The organism is Amycolatopsis sp. NPDC057786, from assembly GCF_042797905.1.
Taxonomy (GTDB): Bacteria; Actinomycetota; Actinomycetes; order Mycobacteriales; family Pseudonocardiaceae; genus Amycolatopsis.
The window spans coordinates 42,526-69,524 of sequence record NZ_JBHVKW010000033.1; the positions used below are offsets into that span (position 1 = coordinate 42,526).

29 protein-coding genes are annotated in these 26,999 nt (G+C 68.8%); 20 read left to right on the forward strand and 9 right to left on the reverse strand.

What is annotated here, in order from left to right:
• Positions 1–7: 7 nt before the first annotated feature.
• Positions 8–751 carry a DUF5919 domain-containing protein gene (locus ACFVM3_RS19015; protein ID WP_005162385.1) on the reverse strand — a complete coding sequence of 248 codons (744 nt, stop codon included), beginning with the start codon at positions 749–751 and terminating at the stop codon, positions 8–10.
• 242 nt (positions 752–993) lie between these two features.
• Here ACFVM3_RS19015 and ACFVM3_RS19020 point away from each other — a divergent pair, with 242 nt between their 5' ends.
• The 9 genes from ACFVM3_RS19020 to ACFVM3_RS19060 all read left to right on the forward strand — a co-directional run bounded on the left by ACFVM3_RS19020 (position 994) and on the right by ACFVM3_RS19060 (position 7,790).
• Positions 994–1,239 (forward strand): hypothetical protein, encoded by a 246-nt coding sequence (locus ACFVM3_RS19020; RefSeq protein ID WP_378440264.1) that lies wholly within the window; start codon positions 994–996, stop codon positions 1,237–1,239.
• 4 nt (positions 1,240–1,243) lie between these two features.
• On the forward strand, positions 1,244–1,705 hold the full coding sequence (locus ACFVM3_RS19025; RefSeq protein ID WP_126735588.1) for a hypothetical protein: 462 nt from the start codon (positions 1,244–1,246) through the stop codon (positions 1,703–1,705).
• A 288-nt stretch (positions 1,706–1,993) separates the two neighbouring features.
• Positions 1,994–2,242 (forward strand): hypothetical protein, encoded by a 249-nt coding sequence (locus tag ACFVM3_RS19030; RefSeq protein ID WP_340686486.1) that lies wholly within the window; start codon positions 1,994–1,996, stop codon positions 2,240–2,242.
• Positions 2,220–2,474: an AMED_5909 family protein gene (locus ACFVM3_RS19035; RefSeq protein ID WP_219145314.1), complete on the forward strand. Its 255-nt coding sequence runs from the start codon at positions 2,220–2,222 to the stop codon at positions 2,472–2,474. The genes ACFVM3_RS19030 and ACFVM3_RS19035 overlap by 23 nt, the downstream gene beginning before the upstream one ends.
• Positions 2,475–2,785: 311 nt before the next feature.
• On the forward strand, positions 2,786–4,360 hold the full coding sequence (locus ACFVM3_RS19040; protein ID WP_378440267.1) for an FtsK/SpoIIIE domain-containing protein: 1,575 nt from the start codon (positions 2,786–2,788) through the stop codon (positions 4,358–4,360).
• Positions 4,357–4,743, forward strand: coding sequence for a hypothetical protein (locus ACFVM3_RS19045; protein ID WP_378440269.1), 387 nt, complete (start codon positions 4,357–4,359; stop codon positions 4,741–4,743). Before ACFVM3_RS19040 ends, ACFVM3_RS19045 begins: the two co-directional genes overlap by 4 nt.
• On the forward strand, positions 4,743–6,362 hold the full coding sequence (locus tag ACFVM3_RS19050) for a replication initiator (protein ID WP_378440271.1): 1,620 nt from the start codon (positions 4,743–4,745) through the stop codon (positions 6,360–6,362). The genes ACFVM3_RS19045 and ACFVM3_RS19050 overlap by 1 nt, the downstream gene beginning before the upstream one ends.
• 10 nt (positions 6,363–6,372) lie before the next feature.
• Entirely contained in the window at positions 6,373–6,552 is a 180-nt protein-coding gene (locus tag ACFVM3_RS19055) for a helix-turn-helix domain-containing protein (protein WP_007033922.1), read from the forward strand.
• The gene (locus ACFVM3_RS19060) at positions 6,552–7,790 is read left to right on the forward strand and encodes a tyrosine-type recombinase/integrase (RefSeq protein WP_378440273.1); all 1,239 of its coding nucleotides are present in this window, start codon (positions 6,552–6,554) and stop codon (positions 7,788–7,790) included. The genes ACFVM3_RS19055 and ACFVM3_RS19060 overlap by 1 nt, the downstream gene beginning before the upstream one ends.
• 64 nt (positions 7,791–7,854) lie before the next feature.
• Here the strand turns inward: ACFVM3_RS19060 and lpdA are convergent, their stop codons facing one another.
• From lpdA to pip, 3 genes are all read right to left on the reverse strand, one after another.
• Positions 7,855–9,240 carry a dihydrolipoyl dehydrogenase gene (gene lpdA / locus ACFVM3_RS19065; protein ID WP_378440275.1) on the reverse strand — a complete coding sequence of 462 codons (1,386 nt, stop codon included), beginning with the start codon at positions 9,238–9,240 and terminating at the stop codon, positions 7,855–7,857.
• Positions 9,241–9,287: 47 nt separating this feature from the next.
• Positions 9,288–10,058, reverse strand: coding sequence for a lysophospholipid acyltransferase family protein (locus ACFVM3_RS19070; RefSeq protein ID WP_378440277.1), 771 nt, complete (start codon positions 10,056–10,058; stop codon positions 9,288–9,290).
• A 63-nt stretch (positions 10,059–10,121) separates the two neighbouring features.
• Entirely contained in the window at positions 10,122–11,531 is a 1,410-nt protein-coding gene (gene pip / locus ACFVM3_RS19075) for a prolyl aminopeptidase (RefSeq protein ID WP_378440279.1), read from the reverse strand.
• Between the two features lie 38 nt (positions 11,532–11,569).
• Here pip and ACFVM3_RS19080 point away from each other — a divergent pair, with 38 nt between their 5' ends.
• The 5 genes from ACFVM3_RS19080 (at position 11,570) to ACFVM3_RS19100 (ending at position 16,970) form a co-directional block, all read left to right on the forward strand.
• On the forward strand, positions 11,570–12,610 hold the full coding sequence (locus tag ACFVM3_RS19080) for a LacI family DNA-binding transcriptional regulator (RefSeq protein WP_378440281.1): 1,041 nt from the start codon (positions 11,570–11,572) through the stop codon (positions 12,608–12,610).
• A 79-nt stretch (positions 12,611–12,689) separates the two neighbouring features.
• Positions 12,690–13,841: a dihydrodipicolinate synthase family protein gene (locus ACFVM3_RS19085; protein WP_378440283.1), complete on the forward strand. Its 1,152-nt coding sequence runs from the start codon at positions 12,690–12,692 to the stop codon at positions 13,839–13,841.
• Positions 13,841–14,647 (forward strand): sugar phosphate isomerase/epimerase family protein, encoded by an 807-nt coding sequence (locus ACFVM3_RS19090; RefSeq protein WP_378440285.1) that lies wholly within the window; start codon positions 13,841–13,843, stop codon positions 14,645–14,647. The genes ACFVM3_RS19085 and ACFVM3_RS19090 overlap by 1 nt, the downstream gene beginning before the upstream one ends.
• Positions 14,648–14,716: 69 nt before the next feature.
• Positions 14,717–16,189 (forward strand): apolipoprotein N-acyltransferase, encoded by a 1,473-nt coding sequence (locus ACFVM3_RS19095; protein WP_378440286.1) that lies wholly within the window; start codon positions 14,717–14,719, stop codon positions 16,187–16,189.
• A gap of 76 nt (positions 16,190–16,265) precedes the next feature.
• Positions 16,266–16,970, forward strand: a complete 705-nt coding sequence (locus ACFVM3_RS19100) for a response regulator transcription factor (RefSeq protein ID WP_378440288.1) — start codon at positions 16,266–16,268, stop codon at positions 16,968–16,970.
• Here the strand turns inward: ACFVM3_RS19100 and ACFVM3_RS19105 are convergent.
• The 3 genes from ACFVM3_RS19105 to ACFVM3_RS19115 are packed head-to-tail and all read right to left on the reverse strand — an operon-like array spanning position 16,964 to position 19,232.
• A complete protein-coding gene (locus tag ACFVM3_RS19105) occupies positions 16,964–18,079 on the reverse strand; it encodes an ABC transporter permease (protein WP_378440290.1) in 1,116 nt (371 codons plus the stop codon). The genes ACFVM3_RS19100 and ACFVM3_RS19105 overlap by 7 nt on opposite strands.
• Entirely contained in the window at positions 18,076–18,735 is a 660-nt protein-coding gene (locus ACFVM3_RS19110; RefSeq protein ID WP_378440292.1) for an ATP-binding cassette domain-containing protein, read from the reverse strand. Before ACFVM3_RS19110 ends, ACFVM3_RS19105 begins: the two co-directional genes overlap by 4 nt.
• Complete coding sequence (locus ACFVM3_RS19115) at positions 18,732–19,232, reverse strand: lipoprotein ABC transporter ATP-binding protein (RefSeq protein ID WP_378440293.1); 501 nt, start codon at positions 19,230–19,232, stop codon at positions 18,732–18,734. Before ACFVM3_RS19115 ends, ACFVM3_RS19110 begins: the two co-directional genes overlap by 4 nt.
• Positions 19,233–19,309: 77 nt before the next feature.
• Here ACFVM3_RS19115 and ACFVM3_RS19120 point away from each other — a divergent pair, with 77 nt between their 5' ends.
• Both ACFVM3_RS19120 and ACFVM3_RS19125 read left to right on the forward strand, forming a co-directional pair.
• Positions 19,310–20,674, forward strand: coding sequence for a sensor histidine kinase (locus tag ACFVM3_RS19120; RefSeq protein ID WP_378440295.1), 1,365 nt, complete (start codon positions 19,310–19,312; stop codon positions 20,672–20,674).
• 201 nt (positions 20,675–20,875) lie between these two features.
• Entirely contained in the window at positions 20,876–21,496 is a 621-nt protein-coding gene (locus ACFVM3_RS19125) for a TetR/AcrR family transcriptional regulator (protein WP_378440297.1), read from the forward strand.
• A gap of 379 nt (positions 21,497–21,875) precedes the next feature.
• Here ACFVM3_RS19125 and ACFVM3_RS19130 read toward each other — a convergent pair whose 3' ends face one another.
• Positions 21,876–22,613, reverse strand: coding sequence for a TetR/AcrR family transcriptional regulator (locus ACFVM3_RS19130; RefSeq protein WP_378440299.1), 738 nt, complete (start codon positions 22,611–22,613; stop codon positions 21,876–21,878).
• 62 nt (positions 22,614–22,675) lie between these two features.
• Between ACFVM3_RS19130 and ACFVM3_RS19135 the strand changes: the two genes are divergently transcribed.
• Complete coding sequence (locus ACFVM3_RS19135; RefSeq protein WP_378440301.1) at positions 22,676–23,548, forward strand: alpha/beta fold hydrolase; 873 nt, start codon at positions 22,676–22,678, stop codon at positions 23,546–23,548.
• Between the two features lie 90 nt (positions 23,549–23,638).
• Positions 23,639–24,118: a hypothetical protein gene (locus ACFVM3_RS19140; RefSeq protein ID WP_378440303.1), complete on the forward strand. Its 480-nt coding sequence runs from the start codon at positions 23,639–23,641 to the stop codon at positions 24,116–24,118.
• Here the strand turns inward: ACFVM3_RS19140 and ACFVM3_RS19145 are convergent.
• Positions 24,067–25,542 carry a carotenoid oxygenase family protein gene (locus ACFVM3_RS19145; protein ID WP_378440305.1) on the reverse strand — a complete coding sequence of 492 codons (1,476 nt, stop codon included), beginning with the start codon at positions 25,540–25,542 and terminating at the stop codon, positions 24,067–24,069. The genes ACFVM3_RS19140 and ACFVM3_RS19145 overlap by 52 nt on opposite strands.
• 99 nt (positions 25,543–25,641) lie before the next feature.
• On the opposite strand from ACFVM3_RS19145, the gene ACFVM3_RS19150 reads away from it, so the two are divergent.
• Positions 25,642–26,607, forward strand: coding sequence for a winged helix-turn-helix transcriptional regulator (locus ACFVM3_RS19150; RefSeq protein WP_378440307.1), 966 nt, complete (start codon positions 25,642–25,644; stop codon positions 26,605–26,607).
• A gap of 74 nt (positions 26,608–26,681) precedes the next feature.
• The gene (locus ACFVM3_RS19155; protein WP_076164687.1) at positions 26,682–26,870 is read left to right on the forward strand and encodes a DUF5302 domain-containing protein; all 189 of its coding nucleotides are present in this window, start codon (positions 26,682–26,684) and stop codon (positions 26,868–26,870) included.
• Positions 26,871–26,999: the final 129 nt, after the last annotated feature.

Below are 26,999 nucleotides of genomic sequence, written 5' to 3' on the forward strand. Positions count from 1 at the left end.
TGGCCTCCTAGAAGGTGGCGGGCTTGGCGAGGTTCCAGACGGCTTCGAAGCTCTCCGAGTAGGTCTCGAAGAGGTCCCCGGCGGATAGCCGGCGGAGGTGCAGGGATGGGGCGTGGGCTCCCTGGAAGCCGTAGACGTGCGTGTTGATGATCATTTCGTCGTCGAAGCGGAAGATCGAGTTGTAGAGCGTGGTGTTGTGGAAGCGCATCTCCACCCCGTCTACCCCGATCAGCGGCCGGTAGAACGCCAGCGCGTTGCGGATGCGCGCCGCAAGCGTCCCGTCGCCTAGCTGCTCCTCGTCCCCGCGCAGAGCGACACTCTCCCCTTCGGGATCTCCGAAAATCAGCCGAATCTTGGCCCCGGCCTGGGCTTTCGCCGTCAGGTCCTTGATGAACCGCGGGCGCTCCACCAGGAACAGCGCGGCGTGGACCAGGACCTCAACAGTGTCCGACGCTTCCTTGATCAGCCGGTCCCACAGCTCGACGGGGATGGCGTTGCGGTGCGGGAACACGCGCACGACCTCGGCGGCGGCCGTCTCGGCCTTGCGCTCAGGGGCGACGGAGTCTGGCCAGAGGTAGGTCTCGGACTCGCGCGCCATCGCGGCGATCTTGTGCCGGTGCTTCGGGTACGGCGTCCGCCCCTTGGTGATCCACCGTTCCACGGTCTTCTGATCGACCCCGGTGGCGTCGGCGACCTGCTTCGGCGTGAGGCCGTTGCGCAACAGGGCGTCCCGCAGGCGTTCATTCGGCATCCGCCCTCCTAGGGACTTGTAGGGACGTCTTCGACCGTACCAGGGACGTCCCTAGATGTCCCGCCACGTGGTGATCACGTCCCGCGTTTTGGCGGAGATTAGGTGCCAGGTTGCCGGGGACTCGCCCCAGCACCTCGACACCAAGAGGGAGGCAGGCATGACGACTCCAACCGCCGGTCGGGCAGCGTCCGCGCGCGGCTCAGGATCGTGGACAGCTCGCCGGTTCGCGATCTGAGCGCCCGATGCGTGACACGGTCCAGATCCACGTCACGGCAGACCTGCCGATCCGCGTCCGCGCGCTCACCTACGCCAACCGGGCGGAAATCCGTTTCGGCAAGGCGTTCCCCGTGGTCCTGCTCGTCGATTCCGACGCGATAGCGGTGCTGGGGAGAGAACTCGCAGAGGTACAGGCCGCACTGAACGCGGCTGCCGCAAGGGGCAAAGACGGCGACGAAGTGCCGACAGACACAGACAAGCAAGGGAACTAACGACATGGCTATCTACAAAGGACACCGCTTCAGCATCGACTTCGACGAAGCGTTCGCGCAGGGCCTCGTGATGGTCGGCGAAGTCTCGCCGGACAACGAGTACCAGTCGCGGGAAGACCGTGCTGCGGGTCGCCCGGCGCGGCAGCGGGTCGATGAAGTGACGGGCAAGCGTCAGTGGAAGGTCACCGTGACCGACCCGGACGAGACGAAGGCCAAGCGCGCATCGTTCGAGATCACGCTGCTGGCCGATGTGCAGCCGGTGCCGACGACGTCGGAGGTGCTGCCGGGTATGCGGCCGATCGAACTGGAGGGGCTGACGGCTGAGCCGAAGGTGGCTGGTCAAGGCGAGTTCAAGTACCAGTCCTACCTGTTCCGCGCGACTGGCTTCAAGGCTGCGGCGTCCGGCGGCGGAGCGAAGTCGGGCCGGGCTTCCGCCGCTGCCGAGTCAACGCCCAAGGCGGCGTGATGGCGGGCGGGGCGCCGGGGGTGGCATCCCCGCACCTGGTCCAAACCTGGGAAGCCGCGTACCGCCACTACAGCGCAATGACGCAGCGGACTGCGCAGGGCGGGGATGCCCTGGCGGCGCATGACATGGCCGTCGCTTCCTTGGCGGTGGCGTCGGCATGGCGAGGTCTAGCGGCTCAAGGCCAGTTGCCGTGGTGGGTACTGGCTGCGGTGTCGGCGGCTGCTGAGGGGTTCGAGGAGAACGCGCGGTCGTGGGAGATGCGCGCCTACAGCGAGGAGAGTCAGAGCCGTGGCGTTCAACGCGATGTGGAAGCCGGGACGGCAGGCGGTCGCGGGGATGCAGGGCAATGGTTCGGCGAACCCAGCTCTGGTGATCTATCTCGACCCGGACAGCCTGGCGATCCTGCCGCCGTCCGACCCGGCCGAGTGGCCGGAGTTCATCCGGCTCCTTCGCCAAATCCGCGACAGCGCGGACGAATTGGCCGTGTTCCTCGGCAAACACGCGACGGTGCGCGATGACGACGCCCGGCCGGAATGAGCCGCAGACGCTTCAGGACGCGCACCTCGTCGCCTCCGCTCGTCGCCCGAAACCGGGGTCGAACCTGACGACGTGGCTGAAGTTCCACCAGGCCAACGCGCGCATGTATCGCGAAGTGTCCGATGTGGACCGCGCACACCACCACGAACTCCGTTACTGGGTGGGCTACGAGGAGCGCAAGGCGGAGGAGGTGGCCGCGCAGATCCAGAAGAACAAGACGGAAGCTAGCTGAGAACTGAACAGCCGTAGGGAAAACGTGCGTGGGGACGTGCGGCGTACAAACACGTCCTCACGCGCTGTGCAAGTCCCGTAAGGCGCAGAACCGGTAACTGGCCTAGGAAACCTCGCCGGTCCTGCGCTGTCCACAACCACTGGGAAGTGAACAATGACAACGCTAAACGATGGCAACAACCGGCCGCTAGACGGGGTCACCCGAACGCGCTGCACAGTCTGCAAGCGGTTCGCGAAGCTCCTGCCCGGCGAGACGCAATGCGCTCCCTGCCGGGGAATGCTGCCGCTGGACCTGACCGGCGGCGGTCGCCGATGAACACGAACGGAATCGGTCCTCTCCTCGTCGGCGGCGGCGTGCTCGGTGTGGTGGTGTGGCTGCTGCACAAGCTCGGCCGCGCGCTCGCCACGATCGCGGAAGTCCTGGCCGCTGCTGCGGTGGTCTTCATCGCCCTGTGGTCGGCGGTGAAGTTGTTGATGTGGCTGGGAAAGCAGGTCTTCACGCACTGGCGAACCAGCCTCGGTGTGGTCGCAGTTGTGGCTTGGTGGCAGTGGCTCGGCTGGCCGTCACTCGCGATCACAGTGGGGTCGGTCTCGGTGGGCCTGGTGGTGTGGCGGCTGCTCGACGTGGTGACGTTCGACCGGTGCTGTGGCCGGTTCCTGCGGGCGTGGTGGCTGCGCTGGTTCACCTACGCCCGGAAGCTTCCTGGCTGGCTCCGCGCCTGCGGCCTGTCGATCTCTGACGGCACCGTGCCGTTGGAAGTGACGGTGAATCTGGTTGGCCGTCGCCGGAAGGCGGTCTCTCGTACTGCGGGTGGCACGGCGGTACAGGTGCCGAAGGTGCTGGGGGTGAAGTCGGGGCCGTCGTGGGATGAGGTTCGTGTCCGGCTCGTGCCTGGCCAGAAGCCGGAGGACTTCGACGACGCCGCCCGTGCCCTGGCTGTGGCTCGCAAGGTCACGCGGTGCCAGGTGCGGGAGCTGGAACCCAACGTCGTCTCGCTCGACTTCCAACGCCGAGACCTGCTCAAAGCACCGGTTGACTGTGCGGAGCTGCCTGACCTGGCGGCCGTCGACGGCGTGGATCTGCGGCGGGTCTTCGCCGGACGGACCGAGTACGGGAAGGACTGGCGGCTGCCGCTGACCGGTCCGGGCGCGCACATGCTCGTCGCCGGTGCCACTGGAGCCGGGAAGAACTCGGTCATGTGGTGCCCGCTGGTGTCGGCGGCCTCGGCGATCCGGGCCGGGACGGTACGGGTCTCGGGGATCGACCCGAAGGGGATGGAACTGGCCTACGGGCGTGGAATCTTCGCCCGCTACGGCGTCACGGGCAAGGAAGCCATCGAGGTCCTGGACGACCTGCTCGGCGGTCTTGAGTCCCGTAAGCGCGAGTTCGCCGGGCACACCCGTGAGGTGCCGATCTCCACCGACTACCCGTTGGAGGTCCTGGAGTTCGACGAAATCGGCGCACTCACCAAGTACACCGACCGCAAGACCCGCGAAGCCATCGTCGAACGAGTCGCCATCCTGACCACTCAAGGTCGGGCACTCGGGTACACGGTGCGCGGGTATGTGCAGGAGCCGACGAAGGACACCGTTCCGGTTCGGGAGCTGTTCCCCCGGCGGGTGTGCCTGCGCGTCACCTCGAAGACCCACGTCGGGATGGTCCTCGGTGACGGCGCCTATGAGCGTGGGGCGTGGGCTAACCGGATCGACGAGTCGGCTGCGGGCGTCGGCTACATCTGGGGCGAAGGCATCCGCGAACCGCTGCGGGTCCGAGCTGGCTGGGTCCCGGACGAGACGGTCAAGGCGCTGGAGACCTACGTGACCAACGGCGGCGCTCATGTCGTCGACCTGGCTACCCGTCGCGGCCCTGAGGGGGTGGCGGCGTGAACCGGCTGATGGTCTTCCTCGACGCGATCCGCGACCACCTCGACTCGTTCGCGCTGCCTCCGGCCGCCTCGGTCCGGGTTGGGGTAGGGCCTGATCCGATCACGGTGCAACTCGACTCTCGTCGGCTTGAGGACGTCGCGCGCGGCTTGCTCACCTGGGCCAACTCCCTGGAGGACGTGAAGGCGTCCCTGTGGCGGCCTGCGGGCGGTGCCTCGGTGCACCTCGAACTCACTGGCCGGACTCCCTGCGGCATCCCGGTGGTGGTCTACGGCGGCGTCTGGTTCGACGAAGCCACCTTCCCGGACTTGCCTGCGGGGATGAGGCAGGAGATGCCGGTGTTCGTGCTGCGGCAGTGGAACGCACCTGGGGAGGTGGCTGCCTGATGAGCGCCAAGGAAGCCGCGGTGACCCCGCCGGCCAAAACCCGCGCCGCCCGGATGCGCGAACCACTCGCCTCCGACGTGGTGAAAGCGACCGCTGAGAAGCACGGGGTCTGTGTCCGGCCGTTCACGATGGAGGTCGGGGACACCGACACCGGAGAACTCCGGTACGTCCCCGTCCCGTGTGGCTCAACGGTCGAATCGGTGTGCCTGCCGTGTGCTCGCAAGGCGAAGGCGTTGCGACAGGTCCAGTGCCGCGAGGGCTGGCACATGGAGACCGAACCGGACTTCACCCCGAAGCCACCGTCCGAGGCTCAGACGGAGCTGCTGGCGTTTCGGGCTGACCTCGTTGCCGCTTACCGGCAAGAGACGGACCAGGGTGAAGCCGAGGAGTTGCGGGAGGAGATCCAGAGTGTCGATGAGGAACTTCGGCAACTCGGGATGCGGGGCCGCCTCCCGTCGATCGACCTGCCCACGAAGAAGGCGGTGAAGCGCTCGACGAAACGGCGGCAGGACGCGCCGAACCTCCCTCGTCGCAAGGTCGCCAAGACCACCGTGGGCAGGGAGTACGCGGGACGGTTTCGGCCGTCGATGTTCGTCACGCTCACCTGCGACACCTACGGCCCGGTCCGCTCCGACGGTGCACCGGTCGACCCGGCGACGTATGACTACCGGCGGGCGGCTCGGGACGCGGTGCACTTCTCGGCCCTGGTGGACCGGTGGTGGCAGAACCTGCGGCGGGTCGTGGGCTGGGACGCGCAGTACTTCGCCACCGTCGAACCCCAACGACGGGCAGCCCCGCACCTGCACGCGGCTATCCGGGGATCGGTCCCGCACGACGTCATCCGCCAAGTCACCGAAGCGACCTATCACCAGGTCTGGTGGCCCAACCATGACCAGATCGTCTACGTCGACCGGATGCCACTGTGGGACGGCGACCGCCGGATATTCGTCGACCCGGATACCCGCGAGCCGCTGACCGAGTTTGACGACGCAGTGGAGGCCGTGGAAGCCCCGGCGCACGTGGTCACCTTCGGCCGTCAGGTCCACTCGAAAGGCATCCTCGGCGGGACCGAAGAGGCCGGGCGTCACATCGGCTATCTGACCAAGTACCTGACCAAGTCCACCGGTGAGGTCGTGGAAGCCGACACCGTGCGGCAGAAGGATCACCACGACCGGTTGCACGCTGAGCTGTCGGTGACACCGTGCTCGCCTCGGTGCGCGGTGTGGCTGCTGTACGGGATCAATCCCAAGGGAGCCAACGGAAAGACCACACCAGGGCGCTGCAAGGGACGGGCGCATCGGCGGACCACTCTCGGCCTGCCGGGGCGGCGGGTGCTGGTGTCGCGCAAGTGGTCGGGGAAGACACTCGTCGACCACAAGGCGGACCGGAAGGCGTTCGTCCAACAAGCGCTGGCGGCGGTCGGGATCGAGAAACCCGCACCGGACCCGGCTCGGCTCGTCTGGCGCAAGGTCGACTCCGGAGACCCGTCCGTGCCTCCTCAGGACCACCTGGTCATGCACGCCATCTCCGAACGCATCACCTGGAAAGCCGAGTACGACAAGGCACTACTAGCCGCACAGAGTCCACCGGATCTTTCGGCAACTCCGCTCGCGGCTTAAGGGGGAAGGCATGGACAGCATCGATCCACTGTGGTCAGTCGAAGACGTCGCGGACTACCTCCGCGTGCCAGTGAAGACGCTCTACCAATGGAAATGGCTCGGTGAGGGACCGCCGGTACGGAAGATCGGCCGTCACCTCCGCTATGACCCGACCAAGGTCCGGGCCTGGGTTGCTGAGGAGGCCGCCTGATGGGACACATCCAAGATCGCTGGTACAAACCCGCCAAGGACGCCAAGGGGAACCTGCGGCTCAACGCTCGCGGAAAACCCGTTCTGGAGAAGACCGAACTGTACGGCGTCGGGATGCGGTACAAGGTCCGCTACCTCGACCCGGACGGTAGTGAACGGTCGAAGTCCTTCCCGGACAAGCAAAAGAAGCATGCCGAAGACTTCCTGATCGAGATGGAGTCGGACAAGCGCGAGGGCAAGTACATCGACCCGCGTGCGGGTCAGGTGCTCTTTGAGGTCGTCGCACAGAGCTGGCTGGACTCGCAGACGGTCGACTACACCAGTCGGGAGCGCTTCGCGACGCGCGTCAACGTCCACCTGCTTCCGTACTTCGGCAAGAAGGCGGTCGGGTCGATCCGGCCGAGCCACATTCAGGCGTGGTTACGGAAGCTCCAGGACGATGAAGCCTCGGAGACGTCACGGGCGCTCTACTTCGGACACCTGGTGTCGATCCTGAACTTCGCGATGGCGGACAAGAAGATCTCGGAGAATCCGGCGCTGTCCAAGGTGATCTCGCGTCCGAGGACGAGCCGGAACCAGGTCGTGCCCTGGTCCCGCGAACGGGCTCGGGCGGTGCGGGACAACCTCCCGAGGCGGTACAAGCCCGCTGTCGACGTCCCGGCCGGTCTGGGCCTGCGGAAGGGTGAGCTGTTCGGGTTCTCGCTCGATGACGTCGACCGCACCAAGGACCTGGCGTACATCACCCGACAGGTTCGAGTGGTCGCCGGGAAACCGGTGTTCGCTCCGCCTAAGGGCGGTAAGTCGCGTGAGGTGCCGATCGGGAGGAAGCTGCTCGGCCTCCTCGACGAGTACGCCGAGGAGTTCCCGGCGACCGAAGTCACGCTCCCCTGGTCGCATCCGGGCGGCGAACCCACCACGGTCCGCCTGCTCATGGTGAACGGGTACGGGAAGGTGCTCGTAGCTGAGCGGTTCCGGGTGAACTTCTGGCTGCCCGCGCTCAAGGACGCCGGGGTGGAGAAACCGACCAGGGCCGACGGCGTGCACGCGCTGCGGCACCTCTACGCGTCGGTCCTGCTCGACGCTGGCGAGTCGATCAAGGCGCTGTCGCAGTACCTCGGCCACACCGACCCCGGCTTCACGCTCCGGGTGTACACGCATCTCCTGCCGAGTAGCCACGCTCGGACCCGGAAGGCCGTCGACGACTTCTTCGACGACACGCTCGGCGACCAGGCTGCATGACGGCCTGGCCACGGCCTGACACCTGCCCTGACCCGCGAAACCGCAGGTCAGGGCAGGTTCACGCTTACATGTTGATCATGTGGCCGGCAAGACCGTGCACGGCTTCCTTGACCGCTTCCCCCAGAGTCGGGTGAGCGTGCACGTTCCGCGAGATCTCGTGCACCGTCAGGTCCCACTGCTGCGCCAGAGTCAGCTCCGGCAGCAGTTCGGTCACCTCGGGGCCGATCAGGTGCGCGCCCAAAAGCTCGCCGTGCGTCGCGTCGCTCAGGATCTTCACGAAGCCGACCGCCTCGCCGAGGCCGTGCGCCTTTCCGTTGGCGGTGAAGGGGAACTTCGCCACCCGGACGTCGAAGCCCTTTTCGCGGGCCTGTTCTTCGGTCCAGCCGAAGCTGGCGATCTGCGGCTGGCAGTAGGTCGCGCGCGGGATCATCACGAAGTCGAGTTCCATCGTCTCGGCGCCCGCGATGGTTTCGGCGGCGACGACGCCCATGGATTCGGAGGCGTGCGCGAGCATCAGTTTCGCGGTGACGTCGCCGATCGCGAAGATGTGCGGGACGTTGGTGCGGCCGCGCGAGTCGACGGCGATGGCGCCGCGCTCGGTCAGTTCCACGCCGGTCTTGTCGAGGCCGTATCCCTCGACCCTCGGCTGGAAACCGATGGCCTGCAACACCTTGTCCGCTTCGAGGACGCGCGATTCGCCGTTCTTCGACACGGTCACGAGCACCTGGTCGCCGGTGTCGTCGATGGACTCGACCTTGGTGGAGGTCAGTACCTCGATGCCGAGCTTCCGGTAGCGGCGGGCGAGTTCGGCGGAGACCTCGGCGTCTTCGAGCGGGACCATCCGGTCGAGGTACTCGACGATGGTCACCTTCACGCCGTAGTTGTGCAGCACGTAGGCGAATTCGACGCCGATCGCGCCCGCGCCGGCGATGATGATGCTCTCCGGCAGCTCGTTTTCCATGATCTGCTGTTCGTAGGTGACCACGCGGTCGCTGCGCGTGGTGCCCGGCAGCAGGCGCGCGGTGGCGCCGGTGGCGATCACGCAGTGGTCGAAGGTGACCCGTTCGCCGTTGACCTCGATGGTGTTGGCGTCGAGGAAGGTGCCGTGCCCGTCGTATTCGGTGATCTTGTTCTTCTTCATCAGGAAGTGCACGCCCTTGACGCGCCCGTCCGCGACCTTGCGGCTGCGGTCGAAGGCGGCCTGGTAGTCGAAGCTGACCTTCCCCTCGACCTGGATCCCGAACGACTTCGCCTCTTTGGTGACGATATGCGCGAGTTCGGCGTTGCGCAGCAGCGCCTTCGACGGGATGCAGCCGACGTTGAGGCATACGCCGCCCCAGTATTTCTCCTCCACGACCGCCGCGCTCAGCCCCAGTTGCGACGCCCGGATCGCCGCCACGTAACCGCCGACTCCGGCCCCCAGGACAACGACGTCATAGTGTGCACTCATACCCCGAAACCTACCCTTCACCGGGACGGTCCGAAGGGTGAGACTGCCTACTCGGGGCGCGAACCGCGGATCTCGATCAGCAGTTCGGTCACCGCGGTCATGATCCGCTTCGTGGCCTCCTCCAGCACCTCACGGGACGGCGAGGATGTCATGAGGTCCGAGAGGTCCACCGGCGGCCCGGCGACCAGGTTCACCGTCTTGCGCGGGAAGGCGCGCGGCAGCACGGCGTCGGACGGCAGCAGGTGGTGCGTGCCCCAGTTCGCCAGTGGGATCACCGGGACACCGGTCTCCAGCGCGATCCGCGCGATCCCGGTCTTGCCGCGCATGGGCCACCCGTCCGGGTGATCCGTGAAGGTCGCCTCCGGGAAGATGACGACGCATTCACCCTCACGGACGGCGCTGACGGCGTCGCGGTACGCGTCGGACGCCGTGGCCGCACCGCGGTAGACGGGGATGTGCTTGCCGGAGCGCATCACCGAGCCGATGACGGGCGCGTCCCACAGGCTCGCCTTCGCCAGGTAGCGCGGCACGCGACCGTGCGCCAGGCAGTACGCGGTCACCGTCGTCGGATCGGCGAACGAGAGGTGGTTCGACGCCACCAGGAAACCGCCCGACGAGGGCAGGTGCTCCCCGCCGCGCACCCGGAACCGGGTGAACAGCACGAGGAACGGCCACACGACGTTGATCGCGAAGGCGAACCAGGCGCCCCGGCCGGCGCGGGCGAAGCGCCGGCCGAAGGCGATCATCTGGCGGAACGTCAGCAGGTCACCCGAAGCGGGGCTCAGCGCGGTCCAGCGTTCACGGGGTCTCAGCACCATGGACGTAATTCGTAGCCGAACCCGCCCGGGTTCGGCTGAAACCACGCGTGAACGCGGCGCGGATCACACGCGCTCGAGCACCACCACGGGGATCTCACGGTCGGTCTTCTTCGCGTACTCGTTGTAGTCCGGCCAGACCGCGGCGAGCTTCTCCCACAGTTTCGCGCGCTCCTCACCTTCGAGGGTCCGGGCCCGCGCGGTGAACTTGTCCGCCTTGACCTGCGCCTTGACCTCGGGGTTGGCCTGCAGGTTCTTGTACCAGCCCGGGTCGTCCGGCGCGCCGCCCTTGGACGCCACGATCACCGGATTGTTGTCGTCGTCGAACTGGTAGATCAGCGCGAACTTGCGGTCCTCACCGGTCTTGCGGCCCTTGGTGGTGAGGATGAGGCAAGGAGCGCCCTTCTCCCAGTCGTGGCCCACCTCGCCGTCGGTCTCTTCGTAGCGACGGACGTGCTCGTCACCGAAAAGCATGTCAGCGTTCCTCTCGTCCTGGCGTGTACCGGCGCCCTGCCAGTCTGACGCGAACCGGTCGGTCGCGCTGATCAACTCGTGCAGGATGCCGGGTTCGTCGAACGCGTGACCCGAGTCGCCCGCGATCTTCAGCTCCGCCGTGGGCAGCACCTGGCTGAGCTCCCACGCGGTGATGGCCGGGGTGACCACGTCGTAGCGTCCCTGGACCAGAACGCACGGGATGTCCCGGAGCTTCCCGGCGTCGCGCAGCAATTGATCTTCGGCCAGCCAGCCGCCGTGCCGGAAGTAGTGGTTCTCGATCCGCGCGATAGCGAGGGCGAACGAAGGGTCGCTGAACGCGTCGATCACTTCGTCCTGCGGGCGCAGTTTGACCGTCTCCCCCTCCCAGCGGCTCCACGCGATCGCGGCGGGGCCGTGCACGGCGGGATCCGGATGGCTCAGCAGTTCGTGATAGACCTCGATCAGGTTGTCCTGGCGGCGCGAATACGGCACCGGGGCGAGGAAACGCGACCACGCCTCGGGGAAGAGGAACGCCGCTCCCCCGCCGTAGAGCCATTGCAGTTCCTTCACCCGCAAGGTGGCGACGCCGCGGAGAACGAGTTCCGTGACCCGGCCGGGGTGGGTTTCCGCGTAGGTCAGCCCGAGCACACTCCCCCACGAGCCGCCGAGGACCATCCAGTGTTCGATGTCCAGATGCTCGCGCAAACGCTCGATGTCGGCGACCAGATGCCACGTCGTGTTGACCGAGAGATCGGCCTCCGGGGTGGCGCAGTTCGGTGTGCTGCGCCCGCAACCGCGTTGATCGAAAAGGACGATCCGATACCGCCCAGGGTCGAACAGTCTGCGATGTCTCGGAGTCGAACCGCCTCCGGGCCCGCCGTGGAGGAAGATCACCGGCTTGCCATCGGGATCGCCGCACTCCTCCCAATAGATCTCGTTGCCGTCACCGACGGGCAACATCCCTTGGACGTAAGGTTCGATTTCCGGGTAAAGGCCGAGCATATCCGCCACTATGCCCCAAACGCCCGCTTGGAGGATCGATGAAGGCTCGCCCCCACGTGACGCTGGAGGACGTGGCGCGCACCGCGGACGTGTCGCTCGCGACCGCGTCCCGCGTACTCAACGGCACCGCCACCGTCCGGGGAGATCTCCGCGAACGAGTGATCGCCGCGGCCTCCGAGCTGTCCTATACCCCCAATGCTCACGCTCAGGCATTGGCCGGTGGCTCACAGCCCACCGTCGGGGTGATCTGTCACGACGTCGGCGATCCGTATTTCGCCGCGATCGCCGGCGGGGTCATGCGCGTGGCGAATGAAAACGATCTTCTGGTGATGCTCGCGAGCACGTTCCGCGATCCGGCCAAGGAGGTCGCCTACGTTTCGACGCTGCGCGCCCAGCGCGCGTCGGCCATTCTGCTGATCGGTTCAGCGTTCGAGGACAAGGCGTGGGAAAAGGCGATGGCCGCCGAACTCGAGCCGTACCGGCGCGGCGGCGGGCACGTCGCCGCGGTCAGCAGGCATCGCGGGCTCAAAGTGGACACCGTCCAGCCCGACAACCGCGGTGGCGGCGCCGAGCTGGCGAAGGCCATGCTCGACCTGGGGCACCGGCGGTTCGCCGTGCTCGCCGGGCCGAAGAGCCTGACGACCGTCGTGGACCGTCTCGACGGTTTCGCGGCGGAACTGCTGGAGCACGGCGTCGAGCTGGCCGAGGACGACGTCGTCGAGGCGGCGTTCACCCGCGACGGCGGTTACGAAGCGATGGAGAAGGTCCTCGCCCGGCCGCGGAAGCAGCGGCCGACGTGTGTGTTCGCGGTGACCGACGTGATGGCCATCGGCGCGATGTCGGCGCTGCGCGACGCCGGTGTCTCCGTGCCCGGCGAGATGTCGATCGCCGGTTTCGACGACATCCCGGTAGTGCGCGATCTCACGCCCGCGCTGAGCACGGTCGCGCTGCCGCTGGAGAAGCTGGGCGAACGGGCCATGGACCTGGCACTCAAGGCCTCGCCCGGCACCCGGCCGCGGGTGGTGCGGATGTCCGGCGAGGTCGTCCTGCGCCGCAGCACCGCAGCTCCCGCTCGCTGAAACCCTTGTGTGCGCCCCACGAGGTGACTTACCGTGGCCCGAGAAAGCGCTTTCTCATCCCCCGCGCCACGGAGACCCGATGACCTTGATCGCCCTGCCCACCGCCGACGGCGGACTGGCGGAGTGGACGCCCCGAGGGGCGGAAACGCCCGCGAAACCGGCGACCCCGCCGACCTCCCGGATCGCCTACGCGGCCGCGCACGTGGTCGCCGATCCGCTCGCCCCCGCCGATCCCGAAGAAGGCGCGGTACTGGATTGGGACACCACGCTCGCCTTCCGCGAGCACCTGTGGTCCTGCGGTCTCGGCGTCGCCGAGGCGATGGACACCGCGCAGCGCGGGATGGGCCTGGACTGGGCGACCACCAAGGATCTCATCCGGCGCACTGGGGCACTCGCCGCCGGACGGCCGTGGGTGGCGGGCGTCGGCACCGATCAGCTTCCCGACGGCGAAGCGACCGCGGGGTCCATTGTGGACGCCTGGCGCGAGCAGCTGGACCTGGTCGGCGAGGCCGGGGCGATCCCGGTCGTGATGGCCAGCCGGGCGCTGGCCGCGTCGGCTTCCGGGCCCGCGGATTACCATGCCGCGTACGGGAAACTGCTCTCCGGCGCGGACCGGCCGGTCCTGCTGCACTGGCTCGGCGAACAGTTCGACCCGGCGCTGGCGGGCTACTGGGGGCACGGTGACGTCCGTAAGGCGGCCGAGGAACTGGGCAGGCTCTGCGCCGAGCACGCCGACGTGATCGCCGGGGTCAAGGTTTCCGTGCTCGACGCGTCGATCGAGACCGAGTTCCGCCGCGCGCTGCCCGAAGGCGTCAAGTGCTACACCGGCGACGACTTCAACTATCCGGAGCTCATCGCCGGGGACGACCAGGGCCACAGCGAGGCGCTGCTGGGCATCTTCGACGCCGTCGCGCAGGTCGCCGGCGCCGCGCTCGCCCGGCTCGACGAAGGCGACAAGGACGGCTTCCACGGCCTGCTCGACCCGACGGTGGCGCTGAGCCGGGCCATTTTCCGGGCGCCGACCAGGAACTACAAGACCGGCGTCGTCTTCCTCGCCTATCTCAACGGGCACCAGGACCACTTCCGCATGGTCGCCGGCCGCGAGTCGGCCCGCTCCATCACGCATCTGGCCGAACTGCTGCGCCTGGCGGACGCCGCCGGCGCGCTCACCGACCCGGACCTCGCCGTCGCGCGGATGCGGCCGCTGCTGGCCGCGGCGGGGGTGGCCTGATGGACCGGCTGAGCCTGAACCAGATCACCACCAAGGCGTGGTCGCTGCCGGAGGCCGTCGCGGGCTGCGCCGAAGCGGGCGTCCGCTGGATCGGCCTGTGGCGGGACAAGGTCGCCGAGACCGGCGTCGAGGAGACCGTCCGGCTGCTCAAGGAGTACGACGTCGGCGTGTCGTCGTTGTGCCGTGGTGGTTTCTTCACCGGGATCACTCCGGAAGGGTCCCCTGTGGACGGTGTCGCGCAGACCAGGGAGGCGATCGACGAAGCCGCCGCGCTGGGCGCGGACGTCCTCGTCCTGGTCGTCGGCGGGGTGAACGGCGATCTCAAGTCGTCCAGGCAGCGGGTCGCGGACGCGGTCGGCGAGCTGGCGCCGTACGCCGGTGAGCGCGGGGTCCGCCTCGGCCTGGAACCGCTGCACCCCATGCAGTGCGCAGAACGCTCGGTCCTGTCCACTGTGGACCAGGCGCTGGCGATCGCGCGTGAGCATCCGGCCGATCAGGTCGGCGTGATCGTCGACGAGTTCCACGTCTGGTGGGACCCGCGGATCGAGGAGTCGATCGCCGCCGCGGCGGGCCGGATCGCCGGATTCCACGTCTGCGACCAGAAGGTGCCCCTGACCGACACCCTGCTCGGCCGCGCGCTGCCCGGGGACGGCCCGATCGACCACCGGCACCTCAAGGCGTGCGTCGAAGCCGCCGGCTACACCGGGCCGATCGAGGTCGAGGTGTTCGACGCCGACCTTTGGCGGCGTCCCGGTGGCGAGGTGCTCGCGGAGACCGTCCAGGCCTACCGGGACCACGTTTCCTGACGAAAGTAAGGGTCGCTCGCTGCCCAAGGTCCGCTGTCCTGGCGGCCGTGGTTTCCTACCGTTCGCGGTATGAAACCACGGCTGCTCTGGTGGCTGGGCACAGCGTTGCTCCTGCTCGCCGTCCACACCGACTGGAACGTTCCGCTCGCGGCTTGGGTGTTCCCGGTCTTCCTGCTCCGCTACGCCCGCCTGGTCCCCCTGCGGCGCGCGATCCTGATGGTGGGCCTGTCCCTGTTGATCGGCCAGCTGTTCTGGCTCGGGGTCACCGGCCTGCTGTTCGTGCTCTCCGCGCTGCTCGCCTTCACGGTGCTCGCGGTACTGCAGACGACGGCGTTCCTGGCCGATCGGCTGCTCGCCGGCCGCGCCGGGCCGTTGAGGACACTGGTGTTCCCGGTGACGCTCGTCGCGGGCGAGTACCTCTTCACGGTGATCACCGGCTTCGGGGACTTCGGCGCGCTCGGCAGCACGCAGGCCACGAACCTGCCGCTGCTCCAGACGGCGTCCGTGACCGGCGTGTACGGCCTCACCTTCGTCCTCGCGTGGTTCGCGTCGGTGGCGAACACCGTGTGGGCGGAAGGATGGCGACCGGTCAAGCGCACGGTCCTCGTCCACCTTTGCCTGCTCGGCGTGGTGTTCGCCGCCGGTGGCGCGCGGTTGCTGTTCGACGCTCCCCCGACTGAGACCGTGCGGATCGCGGGGATCAGCCCGTCGTCCGAGGCCGACCGGTCGAGTTCCGACGCACTGGAACGCATCGGGGTGAAGTATTGGCGGGCACAGGAAGTCAGCGCGGCCGACCCGGTCGCCGTCGGTGCGGCCTTCGCGCCGGTCACCGACGATCTCGTGACGAGGACCGGGCAGCAGGCCTCGGCGGGGGCGAAGATCGTGCTTTGGCCGGAAACTCACGCCCGTGTCCTGGAACGGGATCAGGCGGCGCTGCTGAAACGGGTCGGCGACCAAGCGAAACAAGCCGGTATCCACGTCGGGCTCGCGTACGCGCTCTACACGTCACAGGCTCCCTACATCCGCAACCTGGCCGTGCTCGTCGGACCGTCCGGTGAGGTGCTGTGGACCTACGACAAGACGCATCCGACGCCGATGGAACCGATGACACCCGGCCCGGGGAACGTCCCCACCGCGGATTCGCCGTACGGACGGCTCGCTGCGGTGATCTGTTACGACGCCGACTTCCCCGGCCTGATGCGCCAAGCCGCGGACAAGGGCACCTCGCTGATGCTCGTCCCCGCCAACGACTGGCCCGGTTTCGGCTCGCTGCACGCGGAAAAGGCGGGCTTCCGCGCGGTGGAAAACGGCTACTCGCTGTTCCGGCACTCCACCCACGGGAATTCCACAGCTGTGGACAGCCAGGGCCGGGTGCTCGGGCACGCCGACTACTACCGCACGGATCAGCAGACGCTCGTCGCCGATCTGCCGGTGGAGCCGAGAACACAGACCGTGTACAGCCGTGTCGGTGACGTGTTCGCCTGGCTGTGCCTCGCCGCGGCCGCGCTCTGTCCTTTATGGACATATCGAAGGAAACGTTAGCGCCCCGTTACGGAAGAGGTGGTGTTCGTAACGTCATTCCCGAAAAGAACAGTGTTCAAGGGTTAAGCTCCCCCGCATGCCGAAACTGCTGGTGGTGGAAGACGACGACGCGATCGGCGGTGTCCTCGAATCGACCCTCCGCCTGCACGGCTACGAGGTCTCCTGGCAGCGGGACGGCCGCACCGCGCTCGCGGCCGCGGCGGACGGTGGCATCGACTTCGTCCTGCTCGATCTCGGCCTGCCGGATCTGGACGGGGTCGAGGTCTGCCGTCGGCTGCGGGCGGAGCTTCCCGGCGCCGTCCTGGTCATCCTGACCGCGCGGCAGGAGGAGATGGACGTAGTCGTGGGCTTGGAAGCCGGCGCCGACGACTACCTCACCAAACCCATCCGGCTCGGCGAGCTGCTCGCCAGGGTCCGGGCGCATCTGCGGCGCGGGACGGCTCCGCCGGAGAGCAGGCCCGCGATCGCCGTCGGCCATCTGCGGGTGGACACCGCCGGACGGCGGGTCAGCGTCGGCGGGCGAGAGATCTCGTTGCGGGCCAAGGAGTTCGACCTGCTCGCCCGGTTGGCCGAGCAGCCGGGCGTCGCGGTCAGCCGGGACACGCTGATGTCGGAGGTGTGGGACGCGCACTGGTACGGCTCGACGAAGACCCTCGACGTCCACATCGCCGCGCTGCGCCGGAAGCTGACCGAGTCGGCGCCCACCCCCGAGCAGGCGCCGAGGATTTCGACGCTGCGCGGCCACGGCTACCGTCTCGAACAGCCCTTCGAGACTCAGTAGTCGCGCAGGTCGGAGACCTCGTCCCGGGCGGCCAGCTGCGCGATCCGCGCCGACGCCGCCACACACGACACGATCACCACCACCGCCAGCAACCCGAAGTACCCGTGCGGCGAAGGCGTTCTCTCCACCTGCGCGAGGAACACGAACAGCACGCCCAGCAGGTGCCCGGCGATCAGGCCACCGCCGCCGACGACCAGCGCGTCGCCCGCGATGAACGCCGCCACCTGGCGGCGTTTCCCGCCGAGCGTGCTCACGATCAGCAGATCGCGGCGGCGTTCGTTGAGCGCCGCCCCGAACGAGGGGCCCGCCGCGGCCGCCGCGAGGATCAGGGACGCGATCAGATCCACCCCGGCCTCGCCGCAGCCGTCCTTGGTGAGGGCGGTCGAGATGGCGAAGGCCACCGCCAGCGCGACCAGCACCACCGATCGCGCCAATAGCGCGCTCCGCCACGAAATGGACAGCGCGATCACCCCCGCGAGCCCCGAAACGAGCGGCCGGAGTATCCCCCCGATCACCCGCTTCCCCTTCCGCAGCCCCAGCTCCACCAACCGCCACAGCAGCATCGTGCCGCCCGCCCAGCCGAACAGCGGCCAGACGAAGGCGAGCGCGAGCAGGATGAAGTCGATGCCGTAGGGCGACCACCAGGGCGGCCCGCCGTCGGCCGGGACGAAGTACCACTCGCGCAGCACCGGGGGCAGGATGGCGAGTGCCGCGACGAGCAGTCCGGCGAGCAGCAAGAGAACGATTTCCCGGACGACCGCTACTCCGGTACCGGTCGAGAAGCCACAGGCCAGGGACAGGGTCACCCCGGTCACGCCGCCGGCGAGCCCCGCCGCCGCGGCTTCGGCGGCGGCCAGTCCGAGTACCTGCCCGCCGGTGGCGCCGCGGGCACGCAGCAGGTCCTGATCCGCCCTCAGCACCCGCGCCGACGGGGTGGCCAGCAGCACCACGAGCACCATCGCGGGGATCCACCGCGGTGCCGGGGTCCAGGTCCAGTCGTGCACCGCGAGCAGTGTGGTCACGATCGCGACCCCGGCCGCGGGGACACCGAGCCTGGCGGGACGCACCCGCGCGATCCCGCCGACCCACAACGCCATCGCCGCGATCACCGGTCCCGCACCAGCTTCCCGTCGACCATCGCCCAGCGCTCGCCGAACAGCCCGGCCGGGGCCTCTTCGGCCGTGGCCACCAGCAGTCCGGCGCCCAGCTGGTCCGCGGCCCGCAGGAGCCTGCCGAGAAGCCGCTCCCCTTCGCGCTGGTCGAGCCAGCCCGCCGGGTCGTCGGCGAGGATCAGTTTCGGCGCGGGCGCGAGCGCCCTGGCCAGGACGGCGAGCCGGATCTGCTCACCGGTCAGGTCGCGAGGGGCCTTCTTGGCGAAGCCCGCCAGGCCCACCAGCTCCAGCGCGCCGTCGACGGCGTCGCGGACCGCGGTACCGGTGCGGCCGGCGAGCACCAGCGGCAGGGCGACGTTGAGCCGGACGTCGAGATCGCGCAGCAGCCCGCCGTCCTGCAGCATCAGCCCGACCAGGTCGGGGCCCGGCGGCGACGGCTCGAAGGCCGGCCAGTCGATGGTGCCCGCCGTCGGTTTCTTCATCCCGGCGAGCAGATGCAGCAACGTCGTCTTCCCGGCGCCCGCCCTGCCCGTCACCACCGCGCGGGTCTCGGCGCAGATTTCGCAGGTGACGCCGTGCACGGCGACCACGGCGGTCAGCCCGGAACCGTAGGTGTGCGCCAGCTCGTCGGTACGGACCAGTGGTGCCGTCACGCCACTCTCACGACCCGGTGCGCGGCCGCCGCGATCTCGGGGTCGCGGGTCGCCACGACGACGGCCGTCCCGCGGGCCGCGACGGCGCACAGCAGATCCATGAGTTCGAGTGCGGCGAGCCCGTCGAGTTCACCGGCTGGCTCGTCGGCGAGGACCCTCTCAGGGGCTCCGGCCAGTACGACGGCGACTCCGGCACGCGCGCTTTCCAGCGCCGACAGCGTGCCCGGATAGTCGCCACCGCGTCCGGCCAGCCCGACCAGTTCGAGCAGGTCGTCCGCGGCGCGGAGGGGGCGGCCGGCCAGCCGTCCCGCCAGCACGACGTTCCGCGCGACGGTGAGGTGATCGAAGAGGTTGCCGCGTCTGAGCAGCATGCCGACGCCGGGAGTCCCGCCGCTTCCGGCGGGCAGCACGGCCACACACTCGCCCGGGACGGCGAACCGGACGAGGGGGACGGATCCGGGCCCCGGGCCTGCCATGACGGCGGCACGTCGGCGCATGGCCCCAAGGTAAGGCGAACGGGGTCAACATCGCCTTGATCTCAGGTCAACGGACGGCAAAATATCGCGTCGAGTGGGTGATCCTCGCGCTCGTCGGCCACACTCTGTCCGTGCGCCGCCGGATCGTCACTCTCACCGTGCTGGCCGCGGTGCTGGCGATCACCCTGTTCGGGGCGCCGCTGGCCCTCGCGGTCGCCAGGTTCCACGAGGGCAACTCGACCCACGACCTCGAACGGGTCGCCGACACGGTCGTGCTCGACGTGACCGGCGATCTCGCCAACGGCCGGGTCCCGGAGCTCCGGCCGATCAAACCGGACAAGGACCGCATCCGCGGGATCAGGGTCGCGGTCTACACCCCGACCGGCAGGCTCCTCGCAGGCAACGGCCCGGCCAGCGAAGACCGATACGTCCGCGAAGCGCACCACACCGACATGGCGACCGGGACCCGCGAAGACGAGGTCGTCCTGGCCGTCCCGGTGCTCAGCGGGAAGTCGCTGGTCGGCGTGGTCCGCGCCGCCCACCCGCGGTCCGAACTGGACGCCCAGATCCGGCTGACCTGGATCAAGATGATCGTGCTCGCCGGTCTCGCGATCGGGGCCAGCTGGCTGATCGGGCGCCGGATCGCCACCCGCCTGGCGCGGCCGCTGGAGGATCTGGCCGCCACCGCCGAACGCCTCGGCGAGGGCGATTTCACCGTCCGCGCCCGCCGGACGGGGGTCCGCGAGATCGATCAGGTCGCCGAAGCGCTCGACGTCACGTCCGAGCGGATCGGCGAGACGCTGGAACGCGAGCGGACCTTCTCCTCCGACGCCTCCCACCAGCTGAGGACGCCGCTGACCGGCCTGCGCCTGCAACTCGAGGCGGCCTTGGAGAGCCCCGATCGCGACCCCTACGCGACGATCCGCGACGGCATCGCGTCGGCCGACCGCCTGGAACGCACCATCGACGACCTGCTGGCGCTGGCCAAGCAGACCAGGGCCCCGCGTGCCCGGCTCGACCTGGGCAAACTCTTCGAAGAGATCCGGCAGACCTGGCACGGGCTGCTCGCCGGACGGGGCCGGGCGCTGCGGATCAGCGGACGCGAGGCGCTCCCGGCACGGGCGGCGGACGCGGCGGTACGGCAGGTGCTCGCCGTACTGCTGGACAACGCGGCGACACACGGGCGCGGCACGGTCTCCGTCCTCGCGCGCGACGCCGGGGAGGCGCTGGCCATCGACGTGAGTGACGAGGGCGCCATCCCGGACGGCCGCGATCCGTTCGCGACCGCCGACCGGACCGAGGACCACGAAGGCAACGGGATCGGGCTGCGGCTGGCGCGGAGCCTGGCCGAGGCGGAGGGCGGGCGGCTGCGGCTGACCAGCCCGTCGCCGACGACGTTCACGCTGCTTCTGCCCGCCGAACGTCCCTCACCGCAAGAAGAAGGCCCGGGCCTGGCGAGCTAGGGGGGGTTACTCGCCAGGCCGGGCCGGTAGGAGGCAAACGCGCCCCGACAGCGCGCACGGCATGCCACCTGAATGAAGACGGTAAAGACCAGCGGGCCAACAGACGGTACACGCCGGATTAACTGACACTTTGCTTTTTGGTGTCACAGGAATTCGGCCGCTGCCCGGCCCCGCTGAATCGATCGTGGGAAGATTGACCGCATGACCACCGAGCCGGCGCCGAGATGGCGGAGACTGGAACCGGACGCCCGCAAGGAGCAGATCTTCGCCTGCGCGGCCCGCCTTTTCGGGGACCGCCCGTACTCGGAAGTGTCCACTTCGGACATCGCGGCGGAGGCGGGGGTCGCCAGGGGGCTGATCAACCATTACTTCGGCACCAAACGCGAGCTCTACCTGGAGATCATCCGGCGGGCGCTGACCGTGCCCCGGCTCGCCGTCGAAATCCTGCCGGAAGGGCCGCTCGAACTGCGTGCCGACGTCGCGATCGACTGGTTCCTGGACATGGTCACCAGCCAGGAGAAGATGTGGCTGGCCGCGATCGCGCCGGAGGGCATCGGCCGTGACCTCGAAGTCGAACGGATCCTGGAGGAGGCCGACCGCGAATCGGCGGACCGGGTGCTCGAAGCGGTCGGGCTCTCCCGCGAGAGCGAACACGGGCAGGAGCTGAACGCGCTCGTCCGGGCGTTCGGCGGGATGGTCAAGGCGGCGGGGCGCGAATGGCTCGTCCGCGGTTCGCTCGATCGCACGCAGGTGCACACGTTGCTCAGCAAGTCCTTGGTCACGCTGGTCGGCGAGGTCTTCCCCGAGATCCAGCGAGGCTGAGAGGCTGGCCGGGGGCTCCGGTCCGTCAGGCTCCTGCAGTACATGAAGGCCCCCTTCCTGTACCTAGGCGCAAGGAAGGGGTCCTTCATGTACTCGGCAAGGTATGAAGGTCGAGTTTCCTCGGCTCAGCCGAGGGAAGGGGTCCTTCATGTACTCGGCAAGGTATGAAGGTCGAGTTTCCTCGGCTCAGCCGAGGGAAGGGGTCCTTCACGCGCCGCCGCTATGACTTGGGGGCTGGTGGTGTTGCTGGGCTGCGGGCGGCCATCGGGTGGCACCGCTGAAAAGAGAAGCCCCCGGCACCTCGAGGGGGAGGTGGGTGCCAGGGGCTTCATGACCGGTGACGAGCACCGGTATCCCTCCACACTACGCCGATTCCCTGTCACGGCTCTGTCAAACTTCCGAGAGCGTTCAACTGGGTGAGCCTGAGTTCCAATCCGTCGAGGCAGCGCTGCACGGCGTAATCGTAAAGCCGCTCGTAGTAACCGGCCGCGAGGTCGGGATCCGCGACCAGCGCCGAAACCGACTCGCCCAGCGCCGCCATCCCCGGCAGGTCCTCGCGCGTGCGGTACGACGCGTAGCCCTCGCAACGGTCGAGCTGGAGCGCCATCGCGCTCTCGCGGTCGTCCTCCATCGCGACGAACTGGCAGGCGGTGGCGAGCAGCAGGTTGTACGCGAACGGCGACTCGGTGCCGAAGCCCGCCGCGAGCAGACGGCCGATGCCGGCGTTCATGCTCGGCACCGCGGCGGCGACCGACGGCCCGAACAGGGCCAGCCGCCGCGCCGAACCGGGATAGCGGCGCAGCACTCTCCGCACGGTCGGCAGGAACTCGTCGAACCACTCCCGCCACGGCAGGGTCTCGTCGGGCAGGGTCAATTCGCCGACCACCCGGTCCAGCACCGCGACGACGACGGTGTCCCGGTCGCCCACGTGGTGGTAGACGACCGCGGGGTAGGCGTCGACGGCGGCCGCGAGCTGCCGCAGCGTCCAGTTCTCCAGGCCCGACTCTGCCGACAGCTCCAGCGCGGCGTCGACGATCCGGTCACCGGTGACGGCCGGCCGTCCGGAAGCCGCGCGGGACCTGGGGCGGGAACCCGCGTCTTCGGGGAAGGTCGGCATGCGGGCTACCGTATCCGCCTTCGGCTGGTCGTACGGCGGGGGCTTCCGGCAGGATCGTTGCCATGCCCCGCGCGCGTGTGAACGGTCTCGAACTCGAGTACGACACCTTCGGCTCTCCTGCGGATCCGCCGCTGGTACTGGTGATGGGCCTCGGCGCCCAGATGGTGACGTGGGAGGTCGGCTTCTGCGAACTGCTCGCCGACGGCGGGTTCCACGTCGTCCGGTTCGACAACCGCGACGTCGGCCTTTCGTCCTATCTGGACGATCTCCCCGCGCCGGATCTGGCCGCGCTCGCCGCGGGCGACCGGACGTCCGCGCCGTATCTGCTGTCCGATCTCGCCGCCGACGTCACCGGGCTGTTCGACGCGCTCAGCTTCGGCCGCGCGCATGTCGTCGGCGCGTCGATGGGCGGGATGATCGCGCAGCAGCTCGCGATCGACTCGCCGGAGCGGCTGCTCAGCCTCACGTCGATCATGTCGACCACCGGGGACCCGTCGGTCGGACATCCCGAGCCCGCCGCGCTCGCCGGGCTGACGCGGCCGCCGGCCGCCACCAGGGAGCAGGCGATCGAAGACGGTGTCGCGTGGTTCAAGCTCGTCGGTTCGCCCGGTCACCCGTCCGACGAGGAATTCCTGCGGATGAAGGCCACCCGGAACTACGACCGGGCGAATCACCCCGCGGGCGCGTTGCGGCAGGCCGCCGCCATCGTCGCTTCGGGTGACCGCACGGCGAAGCTGCGCGAGGTCCGGGTCCCAACGCTCGTCATCCACGGCGAAAGCGATCCGCTGATCAACGTCAGCGGCGGGAAGGCGACCGCGGAAGCGATCCCGGACGCCGAACTGCTGCTGTTCCCCGGAATGGGGCACGAACTGCCGCGTCAGTTGTGGCCCGCGATCGCCGACGCGATCATCGCGCACGCACTCACGACGCCCTAGGGGTCAGCCTTCCGTCAAAAATCCCGGCGGAGGCGTAGGGAACCCGTTCACGCGGACGGCACGTGCGGTGACGCGGAGTTGACTGGGCGGATGAGGAAAACCGAGTGCTTCGGCTTCCCGTTCGGTTGTGTCTCCGTCGTCGTCGCGGCGTCGGTGGCCGGACTCCTCGGTTCGGCGCGACATCACGTCTTTTCCTTGGTGGCCTTGGGCTTGGTTCTGCTCGTCACCGGCGCCGTGACCAGTCGCGCCGCGGCGGCCGGGACGGCACTGATCGCCTGGAGTGTCCATTCTGGATTCACCGTCGGAACGCTGGGCGCGCTCCAGTTCACCGCCGAGACCGGCGTCGCCGCCGTCGTGTTCGCCGCCGCGACCGTGATCGGCTCGCTCGCCGGAGCGGTACGGCGTTCCGTGGAAGCCGCCGGGCCCGAGTCGCCCCACCCCCTGGAAGGGGCGACTCGGACGCGGCTTTCCGGCCCTGCGCCTGCCCACACCCCTCCGGTGGGCGAGCGCGAAGGGGATCATCGGTTACGGGAAGGTTCCAGCTGGTCCGCCCGGACCCAGGTCGCGTGAAAACCGAGCGGGACACGCTGGGGCAACAGGACCCTGGCCACGGGTCCGGCAGCGAGATCGGCGGCGTCGAAGACGTCCAGCTCCGAGCGCCCCTCACGCTCGTCCTGGACGAAGGTCACCAGATAGCCGTCGTCGGAACCGGCGGCCGCGCCTTCGCGGGGTGCGAACGGCGCCTCACTGCCCCACCGGCCCGGACCGAAACGGTGTTCGGTCTTGACGCCGGCACGATTGTCGTAACACACCAGGCCGTCGAACTTGAGCGTCGAATCCGGCGAGATGTGCACCGCGTAGGAGAAGCGATTCCGGCCGCCGACCACCCTCGAGTCGACGGACGGAAATTCGGTGTTGTCGTCATCGAGCTGGGCCTCCAGGCACTGCCCGGTCCGCAGGTTGAACCGGTAGCGGTGCGGCGAAGCGTCCAGCCGCAGGTACGACAGCATCTTGGCGAGCGGGGTGTGCGCGTCAGTGCGCGGCTGCGGCCGCTGGACGCGGCAGACGTCGAGGACGATTTCCTCGCCCTGCTCCCAGGAATTGACGACGTGGTAGATGTAGCAGGGGCTGGCTTCGAACCAGCGGATCTGGCTACCGTTACCGTAGCGAGGTAGCACCCCGAACCGGCTCGGCAATGAGCGGTCGAAGACCAGCTTGTGCCGCCCGTTGCGGGCCGCCGCCCCGTCCTGGACCAGGGGCAGGTCCATCAGGATCGCGTGGTTCTCGGTGATCGCCATGTCGTGCGGCAGGCGCGGGCCGGGGAGTTCGATCTCGGTCGTGCTCGCGACCTTGCCGTCCGCGCTGATCACGCCGTAACGCAGGTACGGCGGCCGCGGCCCGTAGTCGAACCAGAACAGCTCGCCCGTGCGCTCGTCGACCTTCGGATGGGCCATCATGTCGCCGACCAGCGTGCCGAGGAAGTCCTCCGCGCCCAGCGTCTCCAGCGACAGCGGGTCGACCGCGTACGGCGTGCCGCACAGGTACCAGGTGGCGAGCACCTTGCCGCGATGGAAGATCAGGTCGGTGTTGGCGCTGTCCTTGGCGTTCAGGCCGTGCGTGTTGCCGAACGGGTTGCCTTCGGACGCTTCCATGACGCCCTTCCAGAGCGCCTTGCCCGCCGCGGATTCGGCCTCGAAGGCCTTGGTGCGGATCCAGCGGTTGCGGTAGCGGGCCTTGCCGTTCTCCAGGTGGACGGCGTGGATCATGCCGTCGCCGTCGAACCAGTGGTAGCGCCCTTCCGGCTCGAACCGGGGGTTGGGCCCGTTGCGCAGATATACGCCGTTCAGGTCCTCGGGGAGCTCGCCGATGACGTCGAGTTCGCTCGCGTCGATCTCTTCCCCGACCGGGGCGTAGACGCCCATCAGATACGGGTTGACCTCGGATTCGCCGGCGGCGGCTGCCACCAGCACCGGCTGTTCGGAGGTACTGGCCATGGCCGAGACACTACGATTGCTGTAGTCAGGTGTCAATAGACTTCTACTGCTGTAGTCAGTAGTACGCTGACAGCGACATCCATCCTCGAAAGGAACCACGTGACAGAGGCGACGGCGCGGCGCGTCCGGCCGGCGGGCGATCCACTGCGCCGGGCACTCGAGCTGCTCGGGGACCAGTGGACCCTGCTGATTCTGCAGAGCCTCTTCCTGCGGTTCCGCCGCTACGAAGAACTCCGGCTGCGGCTCGGCATCTCCCCCACCGCGCTGTCCGGGAGACTGCGCGCGATGGTCGACGCGGGGGTGCTCGTCCGCACGCCGTACCGGGACGCGCGCCGCACGCGGCACGAGTACCGGCTCACCGAACGCGGCCTCGACCTGTGGCCACTGCTGATCTCGATCTGGGCATGGGAACGGGAATGGGTCGAGGGGCGGCGCGCCGAGCTGCCGACGCTGATCCACCTCGACTGCGAACTGGCCACCTCGGCGCCGCTCGGCTGCGCCTCCTGCGAACGGCGGGTCGACGCCCGCGACGTCCGCGCGCGGCGGCTCGACGACACCGGCGTCGTCGAAGCGACCGCGTCGAAACGCTTTCGCCGCAAGGACGCCGAATCCCTCGCGGGCGATCCGCTGATGTTCTTCCCGGACACCATGGAACTCCTCGGCGACCGATGGTCGACCGGGCTCGTGGTGAGCGCGCTGCTCGGGGCACGGCATTTCTCGGAGTTCGAACGCGAACTCGGCATCGGGCCCAGCGTGCTTTCGGGACGGCTGTCGAAGCTCGTGGACGTCGGCGTGCTGCGGACCGGGACCGCGAAGACCCGCACCGACGCGCACGACTACCGGCTGACGGCGAAAGGGCTCGCGTTCTTCCCCGCGCTGGCCTTCATCGCCGAGTGGTCACGGGGTTTCGAGGTCCCTGGTCAGGAGCCGGACATCACGCTCGACCACGTGGACTGCGGCAACCGGCTGAAGCCGATCCTGCTCTGCGACCACTGCTGGCGGCCGCTGCTGCGGAACCGGGTCCGGTTCGGCGGCGCGGTCCAGCTGCCCACGCCGCCCAGGTGACGTAAATCGACTCGCCAAGCCGGTCGGTTCCTGACAGGGTGAGAACGTCACATGTCGTCACCTCGGAGGTAGCAATGACTGAACCGGCACCGTCCCCAGCGGATGGCGAAGAGGACGACACCAAGCGCAAGTTCCGCGAGGCCCTGGAGCGCAAGCAGGCCCAGGCCCGCTCGGGCTCGGCGCACGAGAACGCCGGCGGGAAGAACCTGCACGCGCATGGTCCGGCCGCGAACAAGCGCACCTTCCGTCGCAAGAGCGGCTGAGGTCTCTCGCCTGGATTAACATGCCGCGAAAGCCACTTTCGAGACATCTGGTGTCCCGAAAGTGGCTTTCGCGGCATCCGGGGGCAGTGTCGGGCGGAGCGGGAGTTGCGGGCGTGGGGGGGGGGGCAG

Bases quoted from the DNA above. Each gene is read 5' to 3' on its own strand.
- ACFVM3_RS19015 (WP_005162385.1), bottom strand. From the start codon at position 751: ATGCCGAATGAACGCCTGCGGGACGCCCTGTTGCGCAACGGCCTCACG.
- ACFVM3_RS19020 (WP_378440264.1), top strand. From the start codon at position 994: ATGCGTGACACGGTCCAGATCCACGTCACGGCAGACCTGCCGATCCGC.
- ACFVM3_RS19025 (WP_126735588.1), top strand. From the start codon at position 1,244: ATGGCTATCTACAAAGGACACCGCTTCAGCATCGACTTCGACGAAGCG.
- ACFVM3_RS19035 (WP_219145314.1), top strand. From the start codon at position 2,220: ATGACGACGCCCGGCCGGAATGAGCCGCAGACGCTTCAGGACGCGCAC.
- ACFVM3_RS19040 (WP_378440267.1), top strand. From the start codon at position 2,786: ATGAACACGAACGGAATCGGTCCTCTCCTCGTCGGCGGCGGCGTGCTC.
- ACFVM3_RS19050 (WP_378440271.1), top strand. From the start codon at position 4,743: ATGAGCGCCAAGGAAGCCGCGGTGACCCCGCCGGCCAAAACCCGCGCC.
- ACFVM3_RS19055 (WP_007033922.1), top strand. From the start codon at position 6,373: ATGGACAGCATCGATCCACTGTGGTCAGTCGAAGACGTCGCGGACTAC.
- ACFVM3_RS19060 (WP_378440273.1), top strand. From the start codon at position 6,552: ATGGGACACATCCAAGATCGCTGGTACAAACCCGCCAAGGACGCCAAG.
- lpdA (WP_378440275.1), bottom strand. From the start codon at position 9,240: ATGAGTGCACACTATGACGTCGTTGTCCTGGGGGCCGGAGTCGGCGGT.
- ACFVM3_RS19070 (WP_378440277.1), bottom strand. From the start codon at position 10,058: ATGGTGCTGAGACCCCGTGAACGCTGGACCGCGCTGAGCCCCGCTTCG.
- pip (WP_378440279.1), bottom strand. From the start codon at position 11,531: ATGCTCGGCCTTTACCCGGAAATCGAACCTTACGTCCAAGGGATGTTG.
- ACFVM3_RS19080 (WP_378440281.1), top strand. From the start codon at position 11,570: ATGAAGGCTCGCCCCCACGTGACGCTGGAGGACGTGGCGCGCACCGCG.
- ACFVM3_RS19085 (WP_378440283.1), top strand. From the start codon at position 12,690: ATGACCTTGATCGCCCTGCCCACCGCCGACGGCGGACTGGCGGAGTGG.
- ACFVM3_RS19090 (WP_378440285.1), top strand. From the start codon at position 13,841: ATGGACCGGCTGAGCCTGAACCAGATCACCACCAAGGCGTGGTCGCTG.
- ACFVM3_RS19095 (WP_378440286.1), top strand. From the start codon at position 14,717: ATGAAACCACGGCTGCTCTGGTGGCTGGGCACAGCGTTGCTCCTGCTC.
- ACFVM3_RS19100 (WP_378440288.1), top strand. From the start codon at position 16,266: ATGCCGAAACTGCTGGTGGTGGAAGACGACGACGCGATCGGCGGTGTC.
- ACFVM3_RS19115 (WP_378440293.1), bottom strand. From the start codon at position 19,232: ATGCGCCGACGTGCCGCCGTCATGGCAGGCCCGGGGCCCGGATCCGTC.
- ACFVM3_RS19125 (WP_378440297.1), top strand. From the start codon at position 20,876: ATGACCACCGAGCCGGCGCCGAGATGGCGGAGACTGGAACCGGACGCC.
- ACFVM3_RS19130 (WP_378440299.1), bottom strand. From the start codon at position 22,613: ATGCCGACCTTCCCCGAAGACGCGGGTTCCCGCCCCAGGTCCCGCGCG.
- ACFVM3_RS19135 (WP_378440301.1), top strand. From the start codon at position 22,676: ATGCCCCGCGCGCGTGTGAACGGTCTCGAACTCGAGTACGACACCTTC.
- ACFVM3_RS19140 (WP_378440303.1), top strand. From the start codon at position 23,639: ATGAGGAAAACCGAGTGCTTCGGCTTCCCGTTCGGTTGTGTCTCCGTC.
- ACFVM3_RS19145 (WP_378440305.1), bottom strand. From the start codon at position 25,542: ATGGCCAGTACCTCCGAACAGCCGGTGCTGGTGGCAGCCGCCGCCGGC.
- ACFVM3_RS19155 (WP_076164687.1), top strand. From the start codon at position 26,682: ATGACTGAACCGGCACCGTCCCCAGCGGATGGCGAAGAGGACGACACC.